This window comes from Streptomyces sp. NPDC051987 (assembly GCF_040680735.1).
Taxonomy (GTDB): domain Bacteria; phylum Actinomycetota; class Actinomycetes; order Streptomycetales; family Streptomycetaceae; genus Streptomyces.
Genome location: NZ_JBFAXI010000100.1, coordinates 1 through 18,786 on the forward strand (window position 1 = coordinate 1; position 18,786 = coordinate 18,786).

The following is an 18,786-nucleotide window of genomic DNA, read 5'->3' on the forward strand; positions in this document are numbered from 1 at the left end:
GCACGGGTGGGCGCGGGCGGCACCCGGCAAGCGCCGGTGAGCGTCCCCACCCGTGCCGCCCCAGCGGCACGACTGCCCGCGGCTTGAGAGAAACGGCTGGGCAGCGCGCCCTCAAGGGGCGCGGGGAACTGCGCGAGCAACCCCCACGCACCCGCACCCGCACCCGCACCCGGCGTCAGTCCAGATAACCCCTCAGCTGATCCGCAAATGCATGGTCCCGCAGCTTGTTCAGGGTCTTCGACTCGATCTGCCGGATCCGCTCCCGCGTCACGCCGAAGATCCGGCCTATCTCCTCCAGCGTCCGAGGCCGCCCGTCGGCCAGCCCGTACCGGAGTTGGACGACCTTCCGCTCCCGCTCCCCGAGCGTCGACAGCACCGCCTCCAGGTGCTCCCGCAACAGCAGGAACGCCGCCGACTCGACCGGGCTCGCCGCGTCGCCGTCCTCGATGAGGTCGCCGAGCGCGACGTCGTCCTCCTCGCCGACGGGGGCGTGCAGGGACACCGGCTCCTGCGCCAGCCGCAGCACCTCCCCCACCCGCTCCGGTGCCAGGTCCAGGTGCGCGGCGACCTCGTCGGCCGTCGGCTCGTAGCCCCGCTCCTGCAGCATCCGGCGCTGGACCCGGACGACCCGGTTGATCAGCTCCACCACGTGCACGGGGACGCGGATGGTGCGGGCCTGGTCGGCGAGGGCCCGGGACATGGCCTGGCGGATCCACCAGGTCGCGTAGGTGGAGAACTTGTAGCCGCGGGCGTAGTCGAACTTCTCGACGGCGCGGATCAGGCCGAGGTTTCCCTCCTGGACCAGGTCGAGCATGGTCAGGCCGCGGCCGACGTACCGCTTGGCGACCGACACCACCAGCCGCAGGTTCGCCTCGATGAGGCGGCGCTTGGCCATGCGGCCCATGACGACCAGCCGGTCCAGGTCCAGCGCCAGTTCGCTGTCCAGGTCGGGGGTGCTGCCCAGCTTCTCCTCGGCGAACAGGCCGGCCTCGACGCGCCGGGCGAGTTCGACCTCCTCGGCGGCGGTGAGCAGCGGGATGCGGCCGATCTCGCGCAGGTACTGGCGGAACAGGTCGGAGGAGGGCCCGCCGGTGTCGGCGCGGGCGGCGACGGGCGGCCCGGGTTCGGGCTCGGGCTCCAGGTCGGGGGCGTCGGCGGCGAGTTCCTCCGGGGGCGGGCCCTCCGGCTCGGTCCCGGGGTGCAGCACGGTCCGGCTCTGCGGCGGTACGCCGGCGTGGCCGCTGTCTGTCTGGGTCAGGGTCTGGGTCTGCACGGGGGCGACCTCCAGGATGATCGCTGCCAGGGGGGACGGCAGCGGTACTTCGGGGGCGGAGACGACGGCCTCGCCGCTGTCCGTCCCGTACGCGACGAGTGGAACGGCGGGGGTGTGGGGCCCGTCCGGGACGGGCCGGCCGCGCTCCGAGGACTCAGGCACCGCCCCCCAGTGTGGGGGAAGACACATCGCCGCCACGAGGGGCGTGCGGTGACTTTTTGCGTCCGGTCCGTGACCGCGCGGTTATCCTGCCGGGCGGCCGGGGCTCAGAGGGCGGCCGCGCCGTGCTCGCGCAGCGCCTGCCCGTACTGCTGGAGCACCCACAACTCGTTCTGCACGGCGGCGAGTCGGGCCGGGTCTCCGCCGCTGCCGAGGCGGGTGAGGGTGATCTGGATCTCGTGGATACGGCGGTCCACGGCCCGGCGGCGGACGGTCACGAGCTGCTCGCCCGCGTAGTTCTCGTCGACCGTGCGGCGCATGATCGCCTCGACGGCGAGCTCCGTGACCATCGCGCGGACGGCGTCGTCGGGCGCCGCCTCGCGGACCCGGGCCAGGTACTCCTGGGGGTCCTGGACGCCGTACTCGGCGCCGCCCGCCTCCATGATGGTCCGGCGGACGGCCGCGTAGGGCTCGGCGGTGAACTCGTCGACGCCGTACGCGTCGAAGGCCGGGGAGACCAGCTCGGGGCGCTGGAGGGCGAGTTTCAGCAGCTCACGCTCGGTGGCGTAGACGGCGTTGCGGAGGTTGAGGGCGGGCCCGGAGACGGCCGGGCGGGTGCCGGCGGTGTCGTACGACGGCTGCTGCGGGCCGCGCGCCGTGCCGCCGGCCCCCCTGCCACCGCCGCCGCCCTTCTCGCGGGCCCAACGGGCCAGCTGGGCCACCCGCTTGACCACGAACTGGGTGTCGAGGATGCCGAGCATGCCGGCCAGTTCGACGGCGACCTCGTGCTGGGCGCCGCTGTTCTTGATCCGGGCGACGATCGGCGCCGCCTCGTCCAGCGCGGCCGCGCGGCCGGCCGGGGTGTCCAGGTCGTAGCGGGCGACGATCTGGCGGAGCGCGAACTCGAAGAGCGGGGTGCGGGGCTCGACCAGGTCGGCGACCGCCTCGTCGCCCTTGGCCAGGCGCAGCTCGCAGGGGTCCATGCCGTCGGGCGCGATGGCGATGTACGTCTCGGCGGCGAACTTCTGGTCGTCCTCGAAGGCGCGCAGGGCGGCCTTCTGCCCGGCCGCGTCGCCGTCGAAGGTGAAGATCACGCGGGCCGAGCCGTTGTCCATCAGCAGGCGGCGCAGGATCTTGATGTGCTCGCCGCCGAACGCCGTGCCGCAGGTGGCGATCGCGGTGGTCACGCCGGCCAGGTGGCAGGCCATGACGTCGGTGTAGCCCTCGACCACGACCGCGCGGCTGGCCTTCGCGATGTGCTGCTTGGCGAGGTCGATGCCGTACAGGACCTGGGACTTCTTGTAGATCGCGGTGTCGGGCGTGTTGAGGTACTTGGGCCCGTTGTCGGCCTCGTACAGCTTGCGGGCGCCGAAGCCGACGACCTCGCCGCCGATGTCCCGGATCGGCCACATGAGGCGGCCCCGGAACCGGTCGATGGGCCCGCGCCGCCCCTCCTGTGCCAGCCCCGACAGCAGCAGCTCCTTGTCGGTGAAGCCCTGGCCGCGCAGGTAGCGGGTGAGGTGGTCCCAGCCCTGGGGGCTGTAGCCGACGCCGAAGTGGACGGCGGCGGCCTGGTCGAACCCGCGCTCGGCGAGGAAGACCCGGCCGGTCTCCGCCTCGGGGCTGGTGGCGAGCTGCTCCGCGTACCAGGCGGCGGCGATCCGGTGCGCCTCGACCAGCCGGATCCGCTCCCCGCGCTGGTGCGACGGGTTGTACCCGCCCTCCTCGTACCGCAGGGTGATGCCGGCACGCGCGGCCAGCCGCTCGACCGCCTCCGAGAAGGAGAGGTGGTCCACCTTCATCACGAAGGTGAGTGTGTCGCCGCCCTCCTGGCAGCCGAAGCAGTGGAAGAGTCCCTTGCTCGGGCTGACCTGGAAGGACGGCGACTTCTCGTCGTGGAACGGGCACAGGCCCTTCAGGTTCCCGCCGCCCGCGTTGCGCAGCTGGAGGTACTCGGACACGACGGCGTCGATCGGGACCGCGTCCCGTACCGCCTTCACGTCCTCGTCATTGATCCTTCCGGCCACGGGTGAATTCTAAGGGGGCGGACCGACAGTCCCGGGGCGCGGGGAACTGCGCGAGCAACCACGCACGACCCGCACCCGCGCACCCTCCGACAGCGGCAGCCCCCTAGGCGAGCGATTCCAGCGGCACATGGGGATCCGCCAACGCGTCGGTGTCCACCACGGCCCGCGACGTGATCAGCCGCTGGATCGGCCCTGTGACATCCCACACGTTCACGTTCATCCCGGCCAGGACCCGCCCCTCGCGCACCCAGAACGCGATGAACTCCCGCTTCCCGGCGTCCCCCCGGATCACCACCTGGTCGTACGACCCCGGCGGCGCCCACCCGCTGTACTCCATGCCCAGGTCGTACTGGTCGGTGAAGAAGTAGGGCACCCGGTCGTACACCGCGTCCTGCCCGAGCATCGACCGCGCCGCCGCCGGGCCCCCGTTCAGCGCGTTGGCCCAGTGCTCCACGCGGAGCCTCGTGTCGAACAGGGCGTGCGGGAACGCGGCCACGTCACCGGCCGCGTAGATGTCCGGGTCGGACGTCCGCAGCCGTTCGTCGACCACGATGCCGCCGCCCCGCGCCCGGTCGGCCAGCTCCAGCCCCGCCGCCTCGGCCAGCCCGACCCGCGGCGCCGCGCCGATCGCGGCGAGCACGTCGTGCGCCGGGTGCTCCTCGCCGTCGTCGGTGCGCGCGGCGAGCACCATGCCGTCCTGGCCGACGATCTCGGTGAGCCGCACCCCGAAGCGGAACCGGACGCCGTGCTCCTGGTGCAGCTGCGCGAAGACGTTGCCCAGTTCGGGCCCGAGCACGCTGTGCAACGGGGTCTGTCCGTGCTCGATCACGGTCACCTCGGCGCCGTACGTGCGCGCCGCCGCGGCGACCTCCAGGCCGATCCAGCCGGCGCCCGCGATGACCAGGTGGCCGTTGTCCCGGCCGAGCGCGGCGAGGACCCCCTTGAGGCGCTCGGCGTGCGCGAGGCGGCGCAGGTGGTGGACGCCGGCCAGGTCGGTGCCGGGGATGTCGAGGCGGCGCGGCTCCGCCCCGGTGGCGAGCAGCAGTTTGTCGTAGCGGACCAGCGTGCCGTCGTCGCCGAACCGGACGGTCTTCGCGGCGCGGTCGACGCGGTCCACGGTCTGGCCGAGGTGCAGTTCGATGTCGTGCTGTGCGTACCAGGCGGGCTCGTGCACGAAGACGCTGTCGCGTTCCGCCTTGCCGAGCAGGTATCCCTTGGAGAGCGGCGGCCGCTCGTAGGGGTGGTCGCGTTCGTCGCAGATCAGTATCACCCGGCCGGTGAAGCCCTCGGCTCGGAGCGTCTCGGCCGCCTTGGCGCCGGCGAGTCCGCCTCCGACGATGACGAATGTCTGGTCCGCGTCGACCACTTGGTGCCTCCTCGTAAGGGTGCCGCCACATATGCCGCCCACATGCGCCGCACTGTGAGCCTCCCGCACGCGGCGTGATGCGGGAAGAGGGAGTGACCCCCGCTGACTCGATCATGACCCGATCAGGCCACAGAGAGCCACGGAGAGTCACCAAGTGTTCACATACGTCCCGTCAAACGCGCGTGCAGCGATCGCGCGGACGCGTCGGTGAGCGAGGCGATCTGATCGACGATCACCCGCTTGCGGGCGTGGTCGTCACCGGCCGTGTCGAACAGCGCCCGGAACTGCGGGTCGAGCCCGTCGGGCGCGCGGGCGGTGAGCGCCTCGGCGAGTTCGGCGACGACGACCCGCTGATCGGCCCTCAGCCGCTCCTGCTCGGCGCGCTGCATGACGTACCGGTGGGCGATCGCCTTGAGCACCGCGCACTCCATCCGGGCCTCGCGCGGTACGACGAGTTCGGCGCCGTAGCGGGTGAGCCGGCCGGTGCCGTACGCCTCGCGGGTGGCGCCCTCCGCGGCCAGGCAGAACCGGCCGATGAGCTGGCTGGTGGCGTCCTTGAGGCGGGCCTGGGCGACCGCGGTGCCGTCGTAGCCGTGCGGCCACCACTCCTCGGCCTGCAGCCGGTCGAGGGCGGCGGCGAGTTCGGCGGACTCGGTGCCGGCGGGCACGTACAGCCGCAGGGCGACGGCGTACACCTCCTGCCGCTCCGGCTCGGCGCGCAGGCGGCCGGGGTCGATGTGACCGGCGTGCAGGCCGTCCTCGACGTCGTGCACGGAGTAGGCCACGTCGTCGGACCAGTCCATGACCTGGGCCTCGAAGCAGGTGCGGGTGCCGGGGGCCTCCTTGCGGACCCAGTCGAAGACCGGCCGGTCGTCCTCGTAGACGCCGAACTTGGGGGACGCCGGGTCGGTGGGGTGCGCGCCGCGCGGCCACGGGTACTTGGTGGCGGCGTCGAGGGCGGCGCGGGTGAGGTTGAGGCCGACGGAGCCCTCGGGGGTGAACCGCTTGGGCTCGATGCGGGTGAGGAGCCTGAGGGACTGGGCGTTGCCCTCGAAGCCGCCGCAGTCGTCCGCGAACTCGTTCAGCGCGGTTTCGCCGTTGTGGCCGAAGGGCGGGTGGCCGAGGTCGTGGGAGAGGCAGGCGGCCTCCACGAGGTCGGGGTCGCAGCCGAGGGCGGCGCCCAGCTCGCGGCCGACCTGGGCGCATTCGAGGGAGTGGGTGAGGCGGGTGCGGGGGCTGGCGTCCCACGCCTGGCTGGAGGCGCCGGGGGTGACGACCTGGGTCTTGCCGGCGAGCCTTCTGAGGGCGGCGGAGTGCAGGATGCGGGCGCGGTCGCGCTGGAAGGCGGTGCGGCCGGGGCGTTTGTCGGGTTCGGGGGCCCAGCGGTCGGCTGACGCCGGGTCGTAGGCCGAGGAGGGTGCGGGTGCGGTGCCTGCCATGCTTCGACAGTACGGGGTGGTGGTGACGAAACGGGGGTGGTGGGGCGCCTGCCCGTCTGCCGGGTCGGGGTGCGTTCGCGGCGGGTGCGTTCGCGGCGGGTGCGTTCGTGGCGGGTGCGTTCGCGGCTGCGGGTGCGTTGTGGTTGATCGCGCAGTTCCCCGCGCCCCCAGGAAGGTGGGTCCACTGGGCCGACCTGAAAGGGGCGCGGGGCGGTGTCAGTTCGCACCCGCGGCGGTCGACGCACCTCTAGGCGGCTGCCGTCACCGGCGTCGACAGGGCCTGGTCGTACCGGTGGAGGACCAGCCCTGCCATCGCGTCGTGGGCCCCCAGGGGAGCCGCGGCGATCCACGGGGCGTGCGCCGCGCACTCGGTGGCGAAGCGGCCGGGGGCCGTGAAGTAGGAGGCGACGGCGATGTGGCGGCGGCCCCGCGCCCGCAGGGCGGCGATCGCCTCCGGGACCGTCGGGGCCGCCGCCGACGCGTAGGCGGGGTGGACGGGGACGCCGAGGCGGGCGGCGAGGAGGCCGGCCATGCGGTGGGTGTCGACCCCGGCGTCGGGGTCGCGGGAGCCGGCCGCCGCCAGGACCACGGCGCTCGCGGGCCTGCGGCGCCAGCCCGCCTCCAGCAGGCGGGCGCGCAGGGTGTCGGCCAGGAGGGGGTGCGGGCCCAGCGGGGCGGCGACGCGGGTGCGTGCGGTGGCGGCGGCCGCCATCCGCGGGATGTCCTGCTTGACGTGGTGGCCGCGGCTGAGGAGGAGCGGGACGAGGACGGCCTCGGCCTCCCCGAGGGCGGCGAGGGTGTCCGGGAGCAGCGGCTCGTTCAGCTCGATGTGACCGAGGCGCACGGGCAGGCCGGGGCGCAGCGCACGCACCCGGTCCCGGAGCGCCCGCACGGTGCTAAGCGCGCGCGGGTCGCGGCTGCCGTGGGCCACCAGGACCAGGGTGGGCGGGCCGGGGCGCGGGGAGAGGTCGGTCACCGTCATGCGAGGATCCTCGCCGGGCGAGGTTGCACCGCCGTTGCCTGACCGTCACGGGTGTTTTCCGGCACTTCACGGCCCGGGCCGTCCCGCTGTGAGCGAACCGGATCGTCCCGCCCCGCGTCCTCCATGGTCGAAGCCCGCGGAAGACCACCCACAGGGGAGTCCCCGGCGGGGAAGAACCGCGGGGAAAGACCCGGCAGGGGCAGACCCCGCGGGGAAAACCCGCAGGGGAAGACCCGGCGGGGAAAGACCCGCAGGCGAAAGCCCGGCGGGGAAAGACCCGCAGGCGAAGACCCGGCGGGGAAGGACCCGGCGGGGGCAGACCCGCAGGGGAAGACCCGGCGGGGGCAGACCCGCAGGCGAAGACCCGGCGGGGAAGGACCCGCAGGGAAAGACCCGCAGGGGAAGACCCGCAGGGGAAGACCCGGCGGGGGCAGACCCGCAGGGGAAGACCCGGCGGGGAAGGACCCGCAGGGAAAGACCCGGCGGGGGCAGACCCGCGGGGAAAGACCCGCAGGCGAAGACCCGGCGGGGGCAGACCCGCGGGGAAAGAGGGGGCAGGGGGCGTATGAGGATCCGTCGACCGCGGCTGCCGCGGACCCGGGCCGGCCGGCGGCGCCTGGTGCAGGGCGTGGTGGCCGGATGCGTGCTGGCGCTGCTGCCGGCCACCTGGCTGTACGTCTCGACGGCCGGCCGGCTGCGCACCCTGGCGGACGCGCCGCGCACCGACGTCGCGGTGGTCTTCGGCGCGGGCCTGTGGGACGGCGAGCCGTCGCCGTACCTCGCCAACCGCCTGAACGCGGCGGCGACCCTGTACAAGGAGGGGCGGATCAGGGTGGTCCTCGTCACCGGCGACAACAGCCGCGAGGACTACGACGAGCCGGACGCCATGCGCACCTACCTGATCCGGCACGGCGTCCCCGGCGAGCGCGTCGTCAGCGACTACGCGGGCTTCGACACCTGGGACTCCTGCGTGCGCGCGAAGAAGATCTTCGGCGTGGACCGGGCCGTACTGATCAGCCAGGGGTTCCACATCCGGCGGGCGGTGGCGCTGTGCGAGGCGGCGGGCGTCACGTCGTACGGGGTCGGGGTCGACGCCAAGCACGACGTGACCTGGTACTACGGGGGCACGCGCGAGATCTTCGCGGCGGGCAAGGCGGCGCTCGACGTGGTCTTCGAGCCGGACCCCCGGTTCCTGGGGAGGAAGGAGCCGGGAGTGGCCAGGGCGCTGGGGGCGGCGCCGCGCTAGCGACGCGGCGCCGGTGTCGGTGTCGGTGTCGGCGCCGGGTCAGCCGCGTCCCAGCCAGTCACCGTCCGCGACGCGCCGCCCGCCGACGCGCAGCTTCTCGGCCACGACCGGGCCGGCGACGTACACCCAGGCCCGGACAACCGCCCCGTCCCGCAGCCGTACGACGTCCCGGGCGACCCGTACGTACAGGCTCGCCGGGTCGCCGGGCACGCACTCCTCCAGCTCGTCGAGTGCCACCAGCAGCCGGTCGTAGGACTCGGGGCGCGCGGTGACGAGTTCGCCGCGCACCGCGGCCGCGCCGGGCTCCTCGACGGCGTAGGGATAGCCGGGCCCGTCGTAGAGCACCGCGCCGTCGAGGCGGCCTGGCTCCTCGGTCTCCGTGCGTCCCCGCAGGTACGCGGCGTGGTTGACCTCGCCGGGGCGGAGCGTTCCGTAGACGAAGAACGGGAGGCGGCCAGGGTCGCGGGTGGTCACAGGACGGATTCTGCACCCCCGCCGTATTCCCCCACATCTCCATGGAGGCGCTATGGACATGACTTGTCATGCCCTCTTAAATCTCTGTCGTCATCAGCGCCACCCCCACGCCTTCGAGGCGCACCTCCAAGGAGACCGATGAGCCGGACACGGAACACCCGAGCCTCCCGACTCGCCACGGCCGGCGTCGCCGCCACCACCGCGACCCTGCTGGCCGCCGCGCTCTCCCCCGCCGCCCACGCCGACCCGAGGCCGACCCGGTCCACGGCGATCGCCCACGCGGCACAGGCACTCGTCCAGCACGCCACCGCCCTCGGACTGACGTCCGCCGAGGGCACGACCGTCCGGGACGTGATCGTCGACAAGAACGGCGCCCAGCACGTCCGTTACGACCGCACCTACCGCGAACTGCCCGTGCTGGGCGGCGACTTCGTCGTCCACCTCAAGGCGGACGGCGCGTACCGCGGCGCCGACCGGGCGACTCGGAGCAGGATATCCCTCGCCTCGATCGTCCCGGCCGTCTCCGCCCCGAAGGCCGCCGACCTCGCGGTGAACGCGCTGCGGGCGGCGAACCTCGGCGACCCGCTGAAGCAGGTGAAGGCCAGGCCGGAGCTGGTCGTCGACGCCCTGCACGGCACCCCGAAGCTGGCCTGGCGCACCAACGCCGTCGGCAAGGACTCGCTCGGCAACCCGGTCGCCCGCACGGTGCTGACGGACGCCCGCAGCGGCGCCCAGATCGACGCCTGGGACAGCATCGAGACGGCGGCGGGCGACGGCAAGTCGCTGTACAGCGGCACGGTTCCGCTCCAGACGACCCAGTCGGGTTCGGCGTACAACCTCACGGACCCGACGCGCGGCAACACCTACACGGGTGACGCGGCGAACAAGACCGACCTGTGCATCTTCGGCATCTGCATCAGCCGGGCGCCCTCGACGGTGTTCACGGACGCCGACAACCACTGGGGCACCGGGACCACCGCCGACCGCTCGTCGGCGGCCGTGGACGCCCAGTACGGGACCAACGAGACCTGGGACTACTACAAGAACGTCCACGGCCGCAACGGCATCGCCGGCGACGGCAAGGGCTCGTACAACCGCGTCCACTACGGCAACAGCTACAACAACGCCTTCTGGGACGACAGCTGCTTCTGCATGACGTACGGCGACGGCGACGGGACGACCTTCGGCCCGCTGGTGGCGCTGGACGTGGCCGGCCACGAGATGACGCACGGAGTCACCTCCAAGACGGCGGCGCTGACGTACTCGGGCGAGTCCGGCGGCCTGAACGAGGCGACCTCCGACATCCTCGGCACGCTGGTGGAGTGGTACGCGAACAACTCCTCCGACCCGGGCGACTACCTGATCGGCGAGAAGATCGTCCGTTCCGGCTTCGGCAAGACGGCGCTGCGGTACATGGACCAGCCGTCCAAGGACGGGAGTTCGGCGGACTACTGGAGTTCGTCGGTGGGCAATCTGGACGTCCACTATTCCTCGGGCGTCGCGAACCACTTCGCGTACCTCCTCGCGGAGGGCAGCGGCGCGAAGACCATCAACGGCGTGAGCTACAACTCCCCGACCTACAACGGCTCGACGGTGACGGGGATCGGGAGGGACAAGCTGGGGGCCATCTGGTACCGCGCCCTGACGGTCTACATGACGTCCTCGACGAACTACGCGGGCGCCCGCACGGCGACCCTCAACGCGGCGCGGGACCTGTACGGCGCGGGCAGCACGGAGTACAACGCGGTGGCGGCCGCCTGGAGCGCGGTCAACGTGAACTGAGCGCCCGCCGGCGGACAGGAGGGCGGCCGCCCCGGTGCACGAACCGGGGCGGCCGCGCCCCATCCCGAACAATGGGGGATACCTCGGATACCGTGAACACCCGGAATTCAAGGAAGAGTCAGGGACAGCCGGGCATTCATCCAGCGCGCCGGGCAGATTCCATGGCGGAGATGTGTGATTTCCGTGACGGCCCGTCGAATTACGGAACTCCGTTGTCCTGACAAGCCCTTGCGGCAATTTCCCACGTGCACTAACTAGATAAAACATGAACTTGTTCAGCCGCCCCCACACCTCACGGCGCACCCCCACAGCCCCCTCCCGTCCCCCGCAGGCATCCTTCTCCCCGTCCTCCGCCCCCGTCCTCCTCGACCCCGCCCTCGCCGCCCTCACCGGCGAATGGGTCATCGACCCGGCGCACAGCAGAATCGGTTTCTCGGTCAGGCATGCGATGGTGACGACGGTCCGTGGCGCCTTCACCGAGTACAAGAGCCGCCTCTACTTCGACGGCCGCGACCCGTCCCGCTCCCAGGCGGAGATCATCCTCTCCACGGCCAGCGTCGACACGGGCGTGGAACAGCGGGACGCCCACCTCGTCGGCCGTGACTTCCTGGACGCCGCGACCCATCCCCGCATGCGCTTCGCCAGCACGGCGGTCCGTCTGAAGTCCCCCGACGTCTACGTCATGACCGGCGACCTGACCATCAAGCACACGACGCGCCCGGTGGACCTGGAGCTCACCTACATCGGCAACGTCACCGACCCCTTCGGCTACCAGCGCGCCGGCTTCGACGGCACCACCACCATCAACCGCATGGACTGGGGCCTGTCCTACGACTCCCGGCTGGCGGAGGGCGGCGCGATGGTGAGCGAGACGGTCCGGCTGCAGTTCGACATCGCGGCGATCCGGACGGCGCCGGCCGGCGGGTGAGGACACCGGCCGGACGACGGAGGACCGCCGTGTCTCGCCGGACAAGGTACGTGCAGGTGTCACGATTGCTACCCTCATGTCCTGCCAGTGGTCCAGCTGGGGCTCAAGGGGGAGCATGAAGCCGCGTCTGCTCTTCGTGCACGGCGTGGGCGGCCCGCGGAATCCGGCCGCCGAACTCGACCTGTGGCTGCGGGCGCTGGCCGAGGGAGGCCGGCACGCGGGACATGCCCGGCGATTCCTCGACCTGACCCGGGGATGGGCGGCCGACGCACGGTTCGTGTACTACGGCCACCTGTTCGGCCGCCCGCAGGAACAGGGCCAGGACTCCGGCCCCCCGGACGATCCGGAGAACTGTGACGAGGCCGAGGCCGAGCTCGTCCGGGACCTCTTCCGGGAGGCCCTGGCCGCCTGGCTGGCCGAGTCCACCGACGAGCAGGAGGCCGCCCCGCTCCGCCACGCCCAGGCCCAGCTCGACCCCGAGGGCGGAGCGCAAGGTGCCGGTGCGGTCGTCCGGCAGGTCCTGGACTGCGCGAACACGCTCCTGTCCGCGCCGGGGCTGCGCACGGTCGGCACCTGGACCAGCGCCGGCCTGATGGTGGGTCAGCTGCGGCAGGTCACCCGATACCTGCGGCGCGCGGAGCGGGACCGGGCGGGCACGACCCTCGACACCCGGGTCCGCCGCTGCCTCGACCAGGAGCTGGACCCCGGCGTCCCCACGATCGTGCTGGCCCATTCGCTGGGCACGGTGGTCGCGCTGGAGGCGCTCCACACGCACGACGTGGAGGTCCCCCTGTTCGTCACCCTGGGCTCGCCCCTGGGCATGCGCGCGGTCGTCGGCCGGCGGGTCCGGCCCCAGCCGTTGCGGGTTCCCGAAGCGGTCGGCAGGTGGCTCAACTTCTGGGACAAGGACGACTTCATAGCCGTCCGGCCCCGGCTGGAGAAGACACTTCTGCCCAATCGCCAGGGTGTCCTGCCCTGCAGCAGGCCGGTCGCCTCGGCCGGCGCCTGGGTGCACCCGGCCGTGAAGTACCTGGCCCAGCCAGGAGTGGCCGGCCCCGTGATCGAGGCGATCGAGAGAGCCACCGCGCCATGACCGGGCCGGGCACCCGCAGACACGCGCTCGTCATCGCGCCGCAGTGCGCCGAGCTGGAGGTGCTCGACGAACTGGACGTCGTGGCCCAGGACGTGTACCGGACGCTCACCGACGAGTGGACCGGTGCCTGCGGGCCGAGCCCCGTCTCCGGTCCGTCGCTGCTGCACGGCACCTCGGTCGGCCAGGCCCTCGTCGAGAGCGTGCTCCGTGAGGCGGCCTCGGCAGCGGCAGCCGCTCAGGCCGTCCTCATGGTCGCCCTGATCGGTCACGGGATGATCTCGGGCAGGAATCCCACCCTCTTCCTGATGGCGGGCGACTCACGCAGGGACGTCACCGGGTCGGCGGTGAACGTCGGGGAGATCTTCACGCGCATCCTGGAGACACCCGGACTGCCGGGGGCCGTCCTCCTCGTCGACACCTGCCACGCGGGAGGCGCGCTGCCCGACCTCAGGGCGTTCGACGGAGGTGTGCGCAGGGGGGCGGCGGACTTCGCCATGCTGGCGGGGGTCGGTGCCGCGCAGACGGCCCACGGACTCGCCTTCTCCCGGGGCATCTCGCGCGTCCTCACCGAGGGCATCGTCGGCGCCGGTGAACTGCTGACTCCCGCGACCGTGCTCCGCGCGGTACGAGACGCCGTCCCGGGGCAGGACGCGCGGCACCTGAGCTACGAAGGGGCCAGGTTCGGCCGACCGCTGTGGCTCGCCCGCAACGCGAGCCACCGGCTGGGCGGATCCGCACTCGGCCCCCGGGCCACCGCCGAACTGCGCCGCGCTCTGGAACCGCTGGAACCGCTGGGCGGAGCCTCCCTGCTCCCGGAACCGGTGTCCGGAGCCGACGCGCTCCGGCGGCTGCAGGCCGGCCTTCAGGCACGGGAGCACGACGACTCCGCGACGCTGGCCTGGGCGCTGCGTGTCGTGCAGGGCACCCTGGACGGTGTCCGCACCGTCGACTTCCTCTCCGCATGGCCGGGAGAGCACCCCCTCACCTCGGAACGGCTGCGCCGCGCCCTGTGGCTGGCGGTGGGCCGGCCCGCGGCACCGCTGCCCGGGAGCGCGGGCACGGCGTTGCTCAGGGACGCCGTGGAGTACCTGCGGCTGCACACGCCGGGTGACGAGGGAGCGAGGAACGCCAGACTCGCGCACTTCGTCGCCGCGCTGGCCGTCGACGACGGGCTCACGGCGCGGCATCCGGAGCTGCGCGCCTGGGCGGCCTCGATCGGCGTACGGGTCGAACTCGACGAGGCCTTCGACGCACTGGGGCGGCGCGGCACGGAGGCCCGGCTGCGGCTCGTCGTCAGTCTGCACGCCGCCGTGGCCGACCAGTGGCCCGAGACCCTGGAGGCATGGCTGCTGGACCGGGGCGAGGTGTTCGCCCACGAGGACCGGTTCGCCTGTCCGCCCACCCAGCAGGGCGTCGAGCGCGAACTGGAGCGCGCGGTGCGATGGGCGTCGGCGGAAGCCCGGAAGATCGGGGTGCGTCCGCGTTCCGTGGACATAGCCGCCTCGGCCGCACTGCTGTTGCGCTGGCGGCCCGAGCTGACGTCCTTCGGGGAACTGCTGGGCTTGAGGTACAACGTCCTGCTGCGGTGGAGCGAGCGGCTCTGCCCGCCCCAGCACCTGTGGTGGATCAACGACAGCGCCCGTGACCGGCTGGAACAGATCACCGCGTGGGGAGCGGGGCGGGCGCCCGTCGACTGGCTCGGCGAGCAGGACATGGCGCGGGCCGACGAGTTGAAGGAACGGCTGGGGCGAGGCGAGTTCGACCGCGCTGTCGCGCTGGCACACCGGCCGCCGCGCTTCGAGCAGCTCATGGAGACGCTCCTGGCGTACGCACCGATCGTGCTGTGGCCCGGCGTCGAGGACTGCACGAGGGAGGGGTTCCAGGCCAGCCTCGACAGGTTCTGGCACCTCCTGCCGGCGGAGTTCTGCGAGGCCTACCGGTACAGCTGGCGGAGGAAAGCGCCGGGGCAGCCCGACGGCCGGGAGCAGCTGGCGCAGTGGCGCACGATCTGGCACGACGCAGAGTGGCTCGACTTCTGCGACTGGTTCGGGCAGTACACCGTGACGGGGGAGAACGCCTCATGACCTGGCAGCCCTTCTATGTCGGGGACGGTGTCCCGCGTGACGTCGAGCTCGGGGATCCGCCCCCGTGGCGGAGCTTCCCGCGGCAGACCCTGCACAGGGAGTTCCAACCGCCGCCCGGTCTGATCAGTGCCGTCAACGCCGCGCTGGCCCTGCGCCGCCCGCTGCTGCTGACCGGCGCGGCGGGATCCGGCAAGTCCACGGTGATCGAACAGGTCGCCGCGGAACTGAAACTCGGTGAGGTGCTGCGCTGGCACATCACCTCCCGCAGCACCCTGGGCGACTCCCTCTACCGGTACGACGCCCTCGGCCGGATCCACGCCCAGCGGCTCGGCGGCCACGACGCCATCGGGCCCTTCCTGGAACTGGGTCCGCTGGGCACGGCGCTCGTCGCGGTGGACCGCCCGCGCGCGCTCCTCATCGACGAGATCGACAAGAGTGATCTGGACCTGCCGAGCGACCTGCTCGACGTGCTGGAACGCGGCGACTTCGAGATCCCCGAACTGGCCCGGTACACGGAGACCGACGACACCGTCGAGGTGCGCCAGTGGCGCAGCGACGACACCACGGCCGTGCACCGCGGACGCGTCCAGTGCCGGCAGTTCCCCTTCATCGTGATGACGAGCAACGGCGAGCGGGACTTTCCGGCGGCCTTCCTGAGGCGTTGCATCCGGTTCACCATGCCCAAGCCTTCCGTGGAGGCTCTGCGCAAGGTGGTCGAGGCGCACCTGCGGACCAGCGTCGACGACGAGCGGGGCCCGGTGGACGAACTGATCAAGTCGTTCGTGCAGCGGGTCGCGGCGGGTGAGAGCCTCGCCGTCGACCAGCTCCTGAACGCGATCCACCTGCTGACGGGACCGTCCGGACTGACCGGTGAGGACGGGGACGCGGTGCTGGCCCTCGTGCTGCGAGAGCTGTCCCGTGCCTGATCGTGTCGCGCCGGATGACGACCCGCTGGCACGGCTCCTCACCACGCTGACCGCTGCCGCGCCGGACTGGGGCGCCACGGAACTGGCCGACGCGCTGTGGCTGGCCGCACGGATCGACGGGAACACGCGCGAGTGGGCCAGGCCGTCCGCGTCGGACCTGCCCGAGGACACCTCACCCACGCAGGCGGCCGACGCGCCCGGTACCGATCCGCAGCCCGGGGACCGGGCGGAGGACCTCCATGAGCGCCGCACCGGGACGGACGCCCGGATTCCCGGTGACGCGGTGGCCGTGGCACAGGCGGCGGCCCTGCCGCTGGCGCTGGAGACGGGGCGTGCCGTCCGGCCGTGGAAGCGGCGCTGGCCGCGGGGCCGCCGGCAGGCCCTGGACATCGACGCCACCGTGGCCGGTTACGCCCGCAGCGGGGAGCTGCTGCCGGTCTTCGGCCCCGAACCGGAACGGTGGTTCGACCTGACCGTGGTGGTGGACCGGTCGCCCGCGATGCGGGTGTGGCAGGAGACGCTCACCGACTTCGCCGCCGTGCTGGACCGGCTCGGCGCCTTCCGCACCCTCCAGATGTGCGACCTGCTCCTCACGGACAGCGGGCCCGAACTCAGGGACCGGCAAGCCGAGCCCATGGGCCGCGGGCGGCTTCGCTCCGCCGACGGCCGACGGCTGGTCATCGTGGTCTCGGACTGCGCGGCCGCGGGCTGGCGGGACGGTGCCGTATGGCGGTTGCTGCGCGAGTGGGCCACCTCGACGCCCGTCGCGCTGCTCAATCCGCTGCCGGTGAAGCTGTGGCGCAGAACGGGTCTCGATCTGCCGACGGTCCGCGTCTTCGCGGCGACGCCCGGTGCGACCAACGCCCGGCTCACCTTCGACAGGCCGCCGTTGCTGCCCGACGGGGAGGCGGCGCGTGACGACGGATGGCAGCCCGTCCCTGTCCTGTCGCTGTCCCCGCACACGCTCGACCGCTGGTCCCGCACGGTGATGCGGCGGGCTCCCGAAGGGTGCGGGGCGGTGCTCGTGCCGTCCTGGGGACGGCCGGCGAGCGCCGTTCGCGGCAGGCCGCGAGCGGTGACGGCCGACGACTTCGTACGGACCGCCTCCGCACCGGCGGTGCGCCTCGCCGTCCTGTGCTCCACCTTCAGCAGACTGAGCATCCGCCTGCTGCACCTCGTCCGGCAGGAGCTGGTGCCCGAGGCCTCCACGGCGGACGTCGCCGAGGTCCTCGTCAGCGGGCTCTTCTCGCTCGGCACCGGCCAGGACGGAACGACCGAGCTGAGCCTGTCCGAGCCGGTGCGCCGACAGCTGCAGCAGGACCTCTCGGAGCACGAGATCTGGCGGATCACCGAGGCACTCAACCGCCGTGTGGCAGCTCTGGAGGGCAGCAGCCGGCAGATCCCGTCCCTGGCGCACGACCCGGCGGCGGCCACCGCGGTCCAGGCGGAGATCCAGGCGTTCGCCCAGGCGTCCCGGCACACCCTGGAGATGCTCGGGCTGGCCGCACGGGAGGACACGGCCGCCCCGGACCGGACAGCGGCCGAGGAGAGGGAGGAGCGGTCGCCGTCCCCGCCGGCCTGGGCGGCACCGCGCCTGACGTCGTCGGCAGGATCCGGGGTGGACCTGACCTGGTCGGCAGGATCCAGGGTCCCCCACGAGCGGCCGTACTTCTTCCTGTCGTACGCCCACACCCCGCAGTGGAGCCTGGGCAGCGGCGACCCGGACCACTGGGTGCGGGTCCTGTTCAACGACCTGTGCAGCCACATCATGGCCCTCACCGACCTGCCCGCGGGGTCACCGGCCGGGTTCATGGACCGGGAGATGCGCTCCGGGGAAGGCTGGCCCGAGAAGCTGAGCGAGAACCTCGCCGCAGCCCGGGTGTTCGTGCCGCTGTTCTCGCCGCGGTACTTCTCCAGCGAGATGTGCGGCCGCGAGTGGTACGCCTTCCACGAGCGGATGCTGCAGGCCAGGACCACCGGCGGCGCCCCGGTCTCCGCCATCGTGCCGGCCCTGTGGACGCACGTCGACATGCGGGACGTCCCCGACTCGGTCCGGCACATCCACGTCGAGAACATGTCGTCGGGCGGGCGGTACCTGAACAACGGCATCTACGGGCTGATCAAGCTCAGCCGGCTGCGCGACGAGTACGAGGAGACCGTCTTCCGCCTCGCCGAGCGCATCGTGCAGGCGGCCCACGAGTCCCAGCTGCCGCCCGGCCGCCCCCGGGACTACGAGAGCACCCCGAGCGCCTTCAAACCGCGCGGCACCGGCCCGAGGCACATCCGGCTCACCGTGCTCGCCCCCACCCGGGACACCGTGCCCGCCGACCGCGACGCCCGGCCGTACGGCGACGACGCGCTGGACTGGAACCCGTACCCCACCGAGTCGACCCGCGCGCTGGCCTCGCACGCCGAGGAACTGATCCGCTCCCTGGACTACCGGGTGACCGTCTCCGACTTCGACGACGAGAACCTTTCCGTCGGCCCCGACGAAGCACCCGCACCGACCATCCTGCTGGTGGACCAGTGGGCGCTGGGCGACGAGGAACGCCGCCGCCGGCTGAGGACGTTCGACGCCTACGCCCGCCCGTGGGTGAGCCCCATCGTGCCGCGCTCCCGTACGGACCTGCAGAACCACGGGGAGCAGGGCCGGCGGCTCGCCGAGGAGCTGGAGCGGGTGATGCCGACGGCCCTGGAGCGGGCCCGGCACAGCGACATCCGCATCGCCGTCAACGGCGTGCCCACGCTCATGTCCTTCACCCGGGTGCTGCCCGAGGTGGTCGCCCACACCACCCAGCAGTTCCTGGAGAACGCGGAGGTCCGACTGCCCTCGGCTCCGCCCGTCCCCAGGCCCCGTCTGGCGGACCCCTACCCGTCGTCCGGCCCGGACACGGGAGACGACCCCGGAGGAGAGGCATGACGGCGCCTCGGCCGGACCGGCCGCGGTCACCCGTTCACTCCCCCCACCCCCACCATTCGTGTGTTCTTCATACTTGTGCGTGCGCAA

General features: G+C 72.7%; 13 protein-coding genes. 7 read left to right on the forward strand and 6 right to left on the reverse strand.

Annotated features, from left to right (window positions below; all coding sequences use genetic code 11):
- Window positions 1–175: 175 nt before the first annotated feature.
- The 5 genes from AB0M11_RS34605 to AB0M11_RS34625 all read right to left on the reverse strand — a co-directional run bounded on the left by AB0M11_RS34605 (window position 176) and on the right by AB0M11_RS34625 (window position 7,246).
- On the reverse strand, window positions 176–1,435 hold the full coding sequence (locus AB0M11_RS34605; protein WP_365712107.1) for an RNA polymerase sigma factor: 1,260 nt from the start codon (window positions 1,433–1,435) through the stop codon (window positions 176–178).
- 104 nt (window positions 1,436–1,539) lie between these two features.
- Complete coding sequence (gene dnaG, locus AB0M11_RS34610) at window positions 1,540–3,459, reverse strand: DNA primase (RefSeq protein WP_365712108.1); 1,920 nt, start codon at window positions 3,457–3,459, stop codon at window positions 1,540–1,542.
- 103 nt (window positions 3,460–3,562) lie between these two features.
- Window positions 3,563–4,825 (reverse strand): FAD-dependent oxidoreductase, encoded by a 1,263-nt coding sequence (locus tag AB0M11_RS34615; protein ID WP_365712109.1) that lies wholly within the window; start codon window positions 4,823–4,825, stop codon window positions 3,563–3,565.
- 158 nt (window positions 4,826–4,983) lie between these two features.
- Window positions 4,984–6,264: a deoxyguanosinetriphosphate triphosphohydrolase gene (locus AB0M11_RS34620; protein ID WP_365712110.1), complete on the reverse strand. Its 1,281-nt coding sequence runs from the start codon at window positions 6,262–6,264 to the stop codon at window positions 4,984–4,986.
- 247 nt (window positions 6,265–6,511) lie between these two features.
- Complete coding sequence (locus AB0M11_RS34625; protein ID WP_365712112.1) at window positions 6,512–7,246, reverse strand: sirohydrochlorin chelatase; 735 nt, start codon at window positions 7,244–7,246, stop codon at window positions 6,512–6,514.
- 565 nt (window positions 7,247–7,811) lie between these two features.
- Here AB0M11_RS34625 and AB0M11_RS34630 point away from each other — a divergent pair.
- Window positions 7,812–8,492, forward strand: a complete 681-nt coding sequence (locus tag AB0M11_RS34630; protein ID WP_365712113.1) for an ElyC/SanA/YdcF family protein — start codon at window positions 7,812–7,814, stop codon at window positions 8,490–8,492.
- Window positions 8,493–8,531: 39 nt separating this feature from the next.
- Here AB0M11_RS34630 and AB0M11_RS34635 read toward each other — a convergent pair whose 3' ends face one another.
- Window positions 8,532–8,966, reverse strand: a complete 435-nt coding sequence (locus tag AB0M11_RS34635; RefSeq protein ID WP_365712114.1) for a gamma-glutamylcyclotransferase family protein — start codon at window positions 8,964–8,966, stop codon at window positions 8,532–8,534.
- Between the two features lie 138 nt (window positions 8,967–9,104).
- Here AB0M11_RS34635 and AB0M11_RS34640 point away from each other — a divergent pair, with 138 nt between their 5' ends.
- The 6 genes from AB0M11_RS34640 to AB0M11_RS34665 all read left to right on the forward strand — a co-directional run bounded on the left by AB0M11_RS34640 (window position 9,105) and on the right by AB0M11_RS34665 (window position 18,699).
- Window positions 9,105–10,748 carry a M4 family metallopeptidase gene (locus tag AB0M11_RS34640; protein ID WP_365712115.1) on the forward strand — a complete coding sequence of 548 codons (1,644 nt, stop codon included), beginning with the start codon at window positions 9,105–9,107 and terminating at the stop codon, window positions 10,746–10,748.
- 265 nt (window positions 10,749–11,013) lie between these two features.
- Entirely contained in the window at window positions 11,014–11,676 is a 663-nt protein-coding gene (locus AB0M11_RS34645; RefSeq protein ID WP_365712116.1) for a YceI family protein, read from the forward strand.
- A 115-nt stretch (window positions 11,677–11,791) separates the two neighbouring features.
- Window positions 11,792–12,769 carry an alpha/beta hydrolase gene (locus AB0M11_RS34650; RefSeq protein ID WP_365712117.1) on the forward strand — a complete coding sequence of 326 codons (978 nt, stop codon included), beginning with the start codon at window positions 11,792–11,794 and terminating at the stop codon, window positions 12,767–12,769.
- Window positions 12,766–14,853 (forward strand): hypothetical protein, encoded by a 2,088-nt coding sequence (locus tag AB0M11_RS34655; RefSeq protein ID WP_365712118.1) that lies wholly within the window; start codon window positions 12,766–12,768, stop codon window positions 14,851–14,853. The genes AB0M11_RS34650 and AB0M11_RS34655 overlap by 4 nt, the downstream gene beginning before the upstream one ends.
- Window positions 14,850–15,779, forward strand: coding sequence for an AAA family ATPase (locus tag AB0M11_RS34660; protein ID WP_365712119.1), 930 nt, complete (start codon window positions 14,850–14,852; stop codon window positions 15,777–15,779). The genes AB0M11_RS34655 and AB0M11_RS34660 overlap by 4 nt, the downstream gene beginning before the upstream one ends.
- Window positions 15,772–18,699 carry a TIR-like protein FxsC gene (locus AB0M11_RS34665; protein ID WP_365712120.1) on the forward strand — a complete coding sequence of 976 codons (2,928 nt, stop codon included), beginning with the start codon at window positions 15,772–15,774 and terminating at the stop codon, window positions 18,697–18,699. Before AB0M11_RS34660 ends, AB0M11_RS34665 begins: the two co-directional genes overlap by 8 nt.
- Window positions 18,700–18,786: the final 87 nt, after the last annotated feature.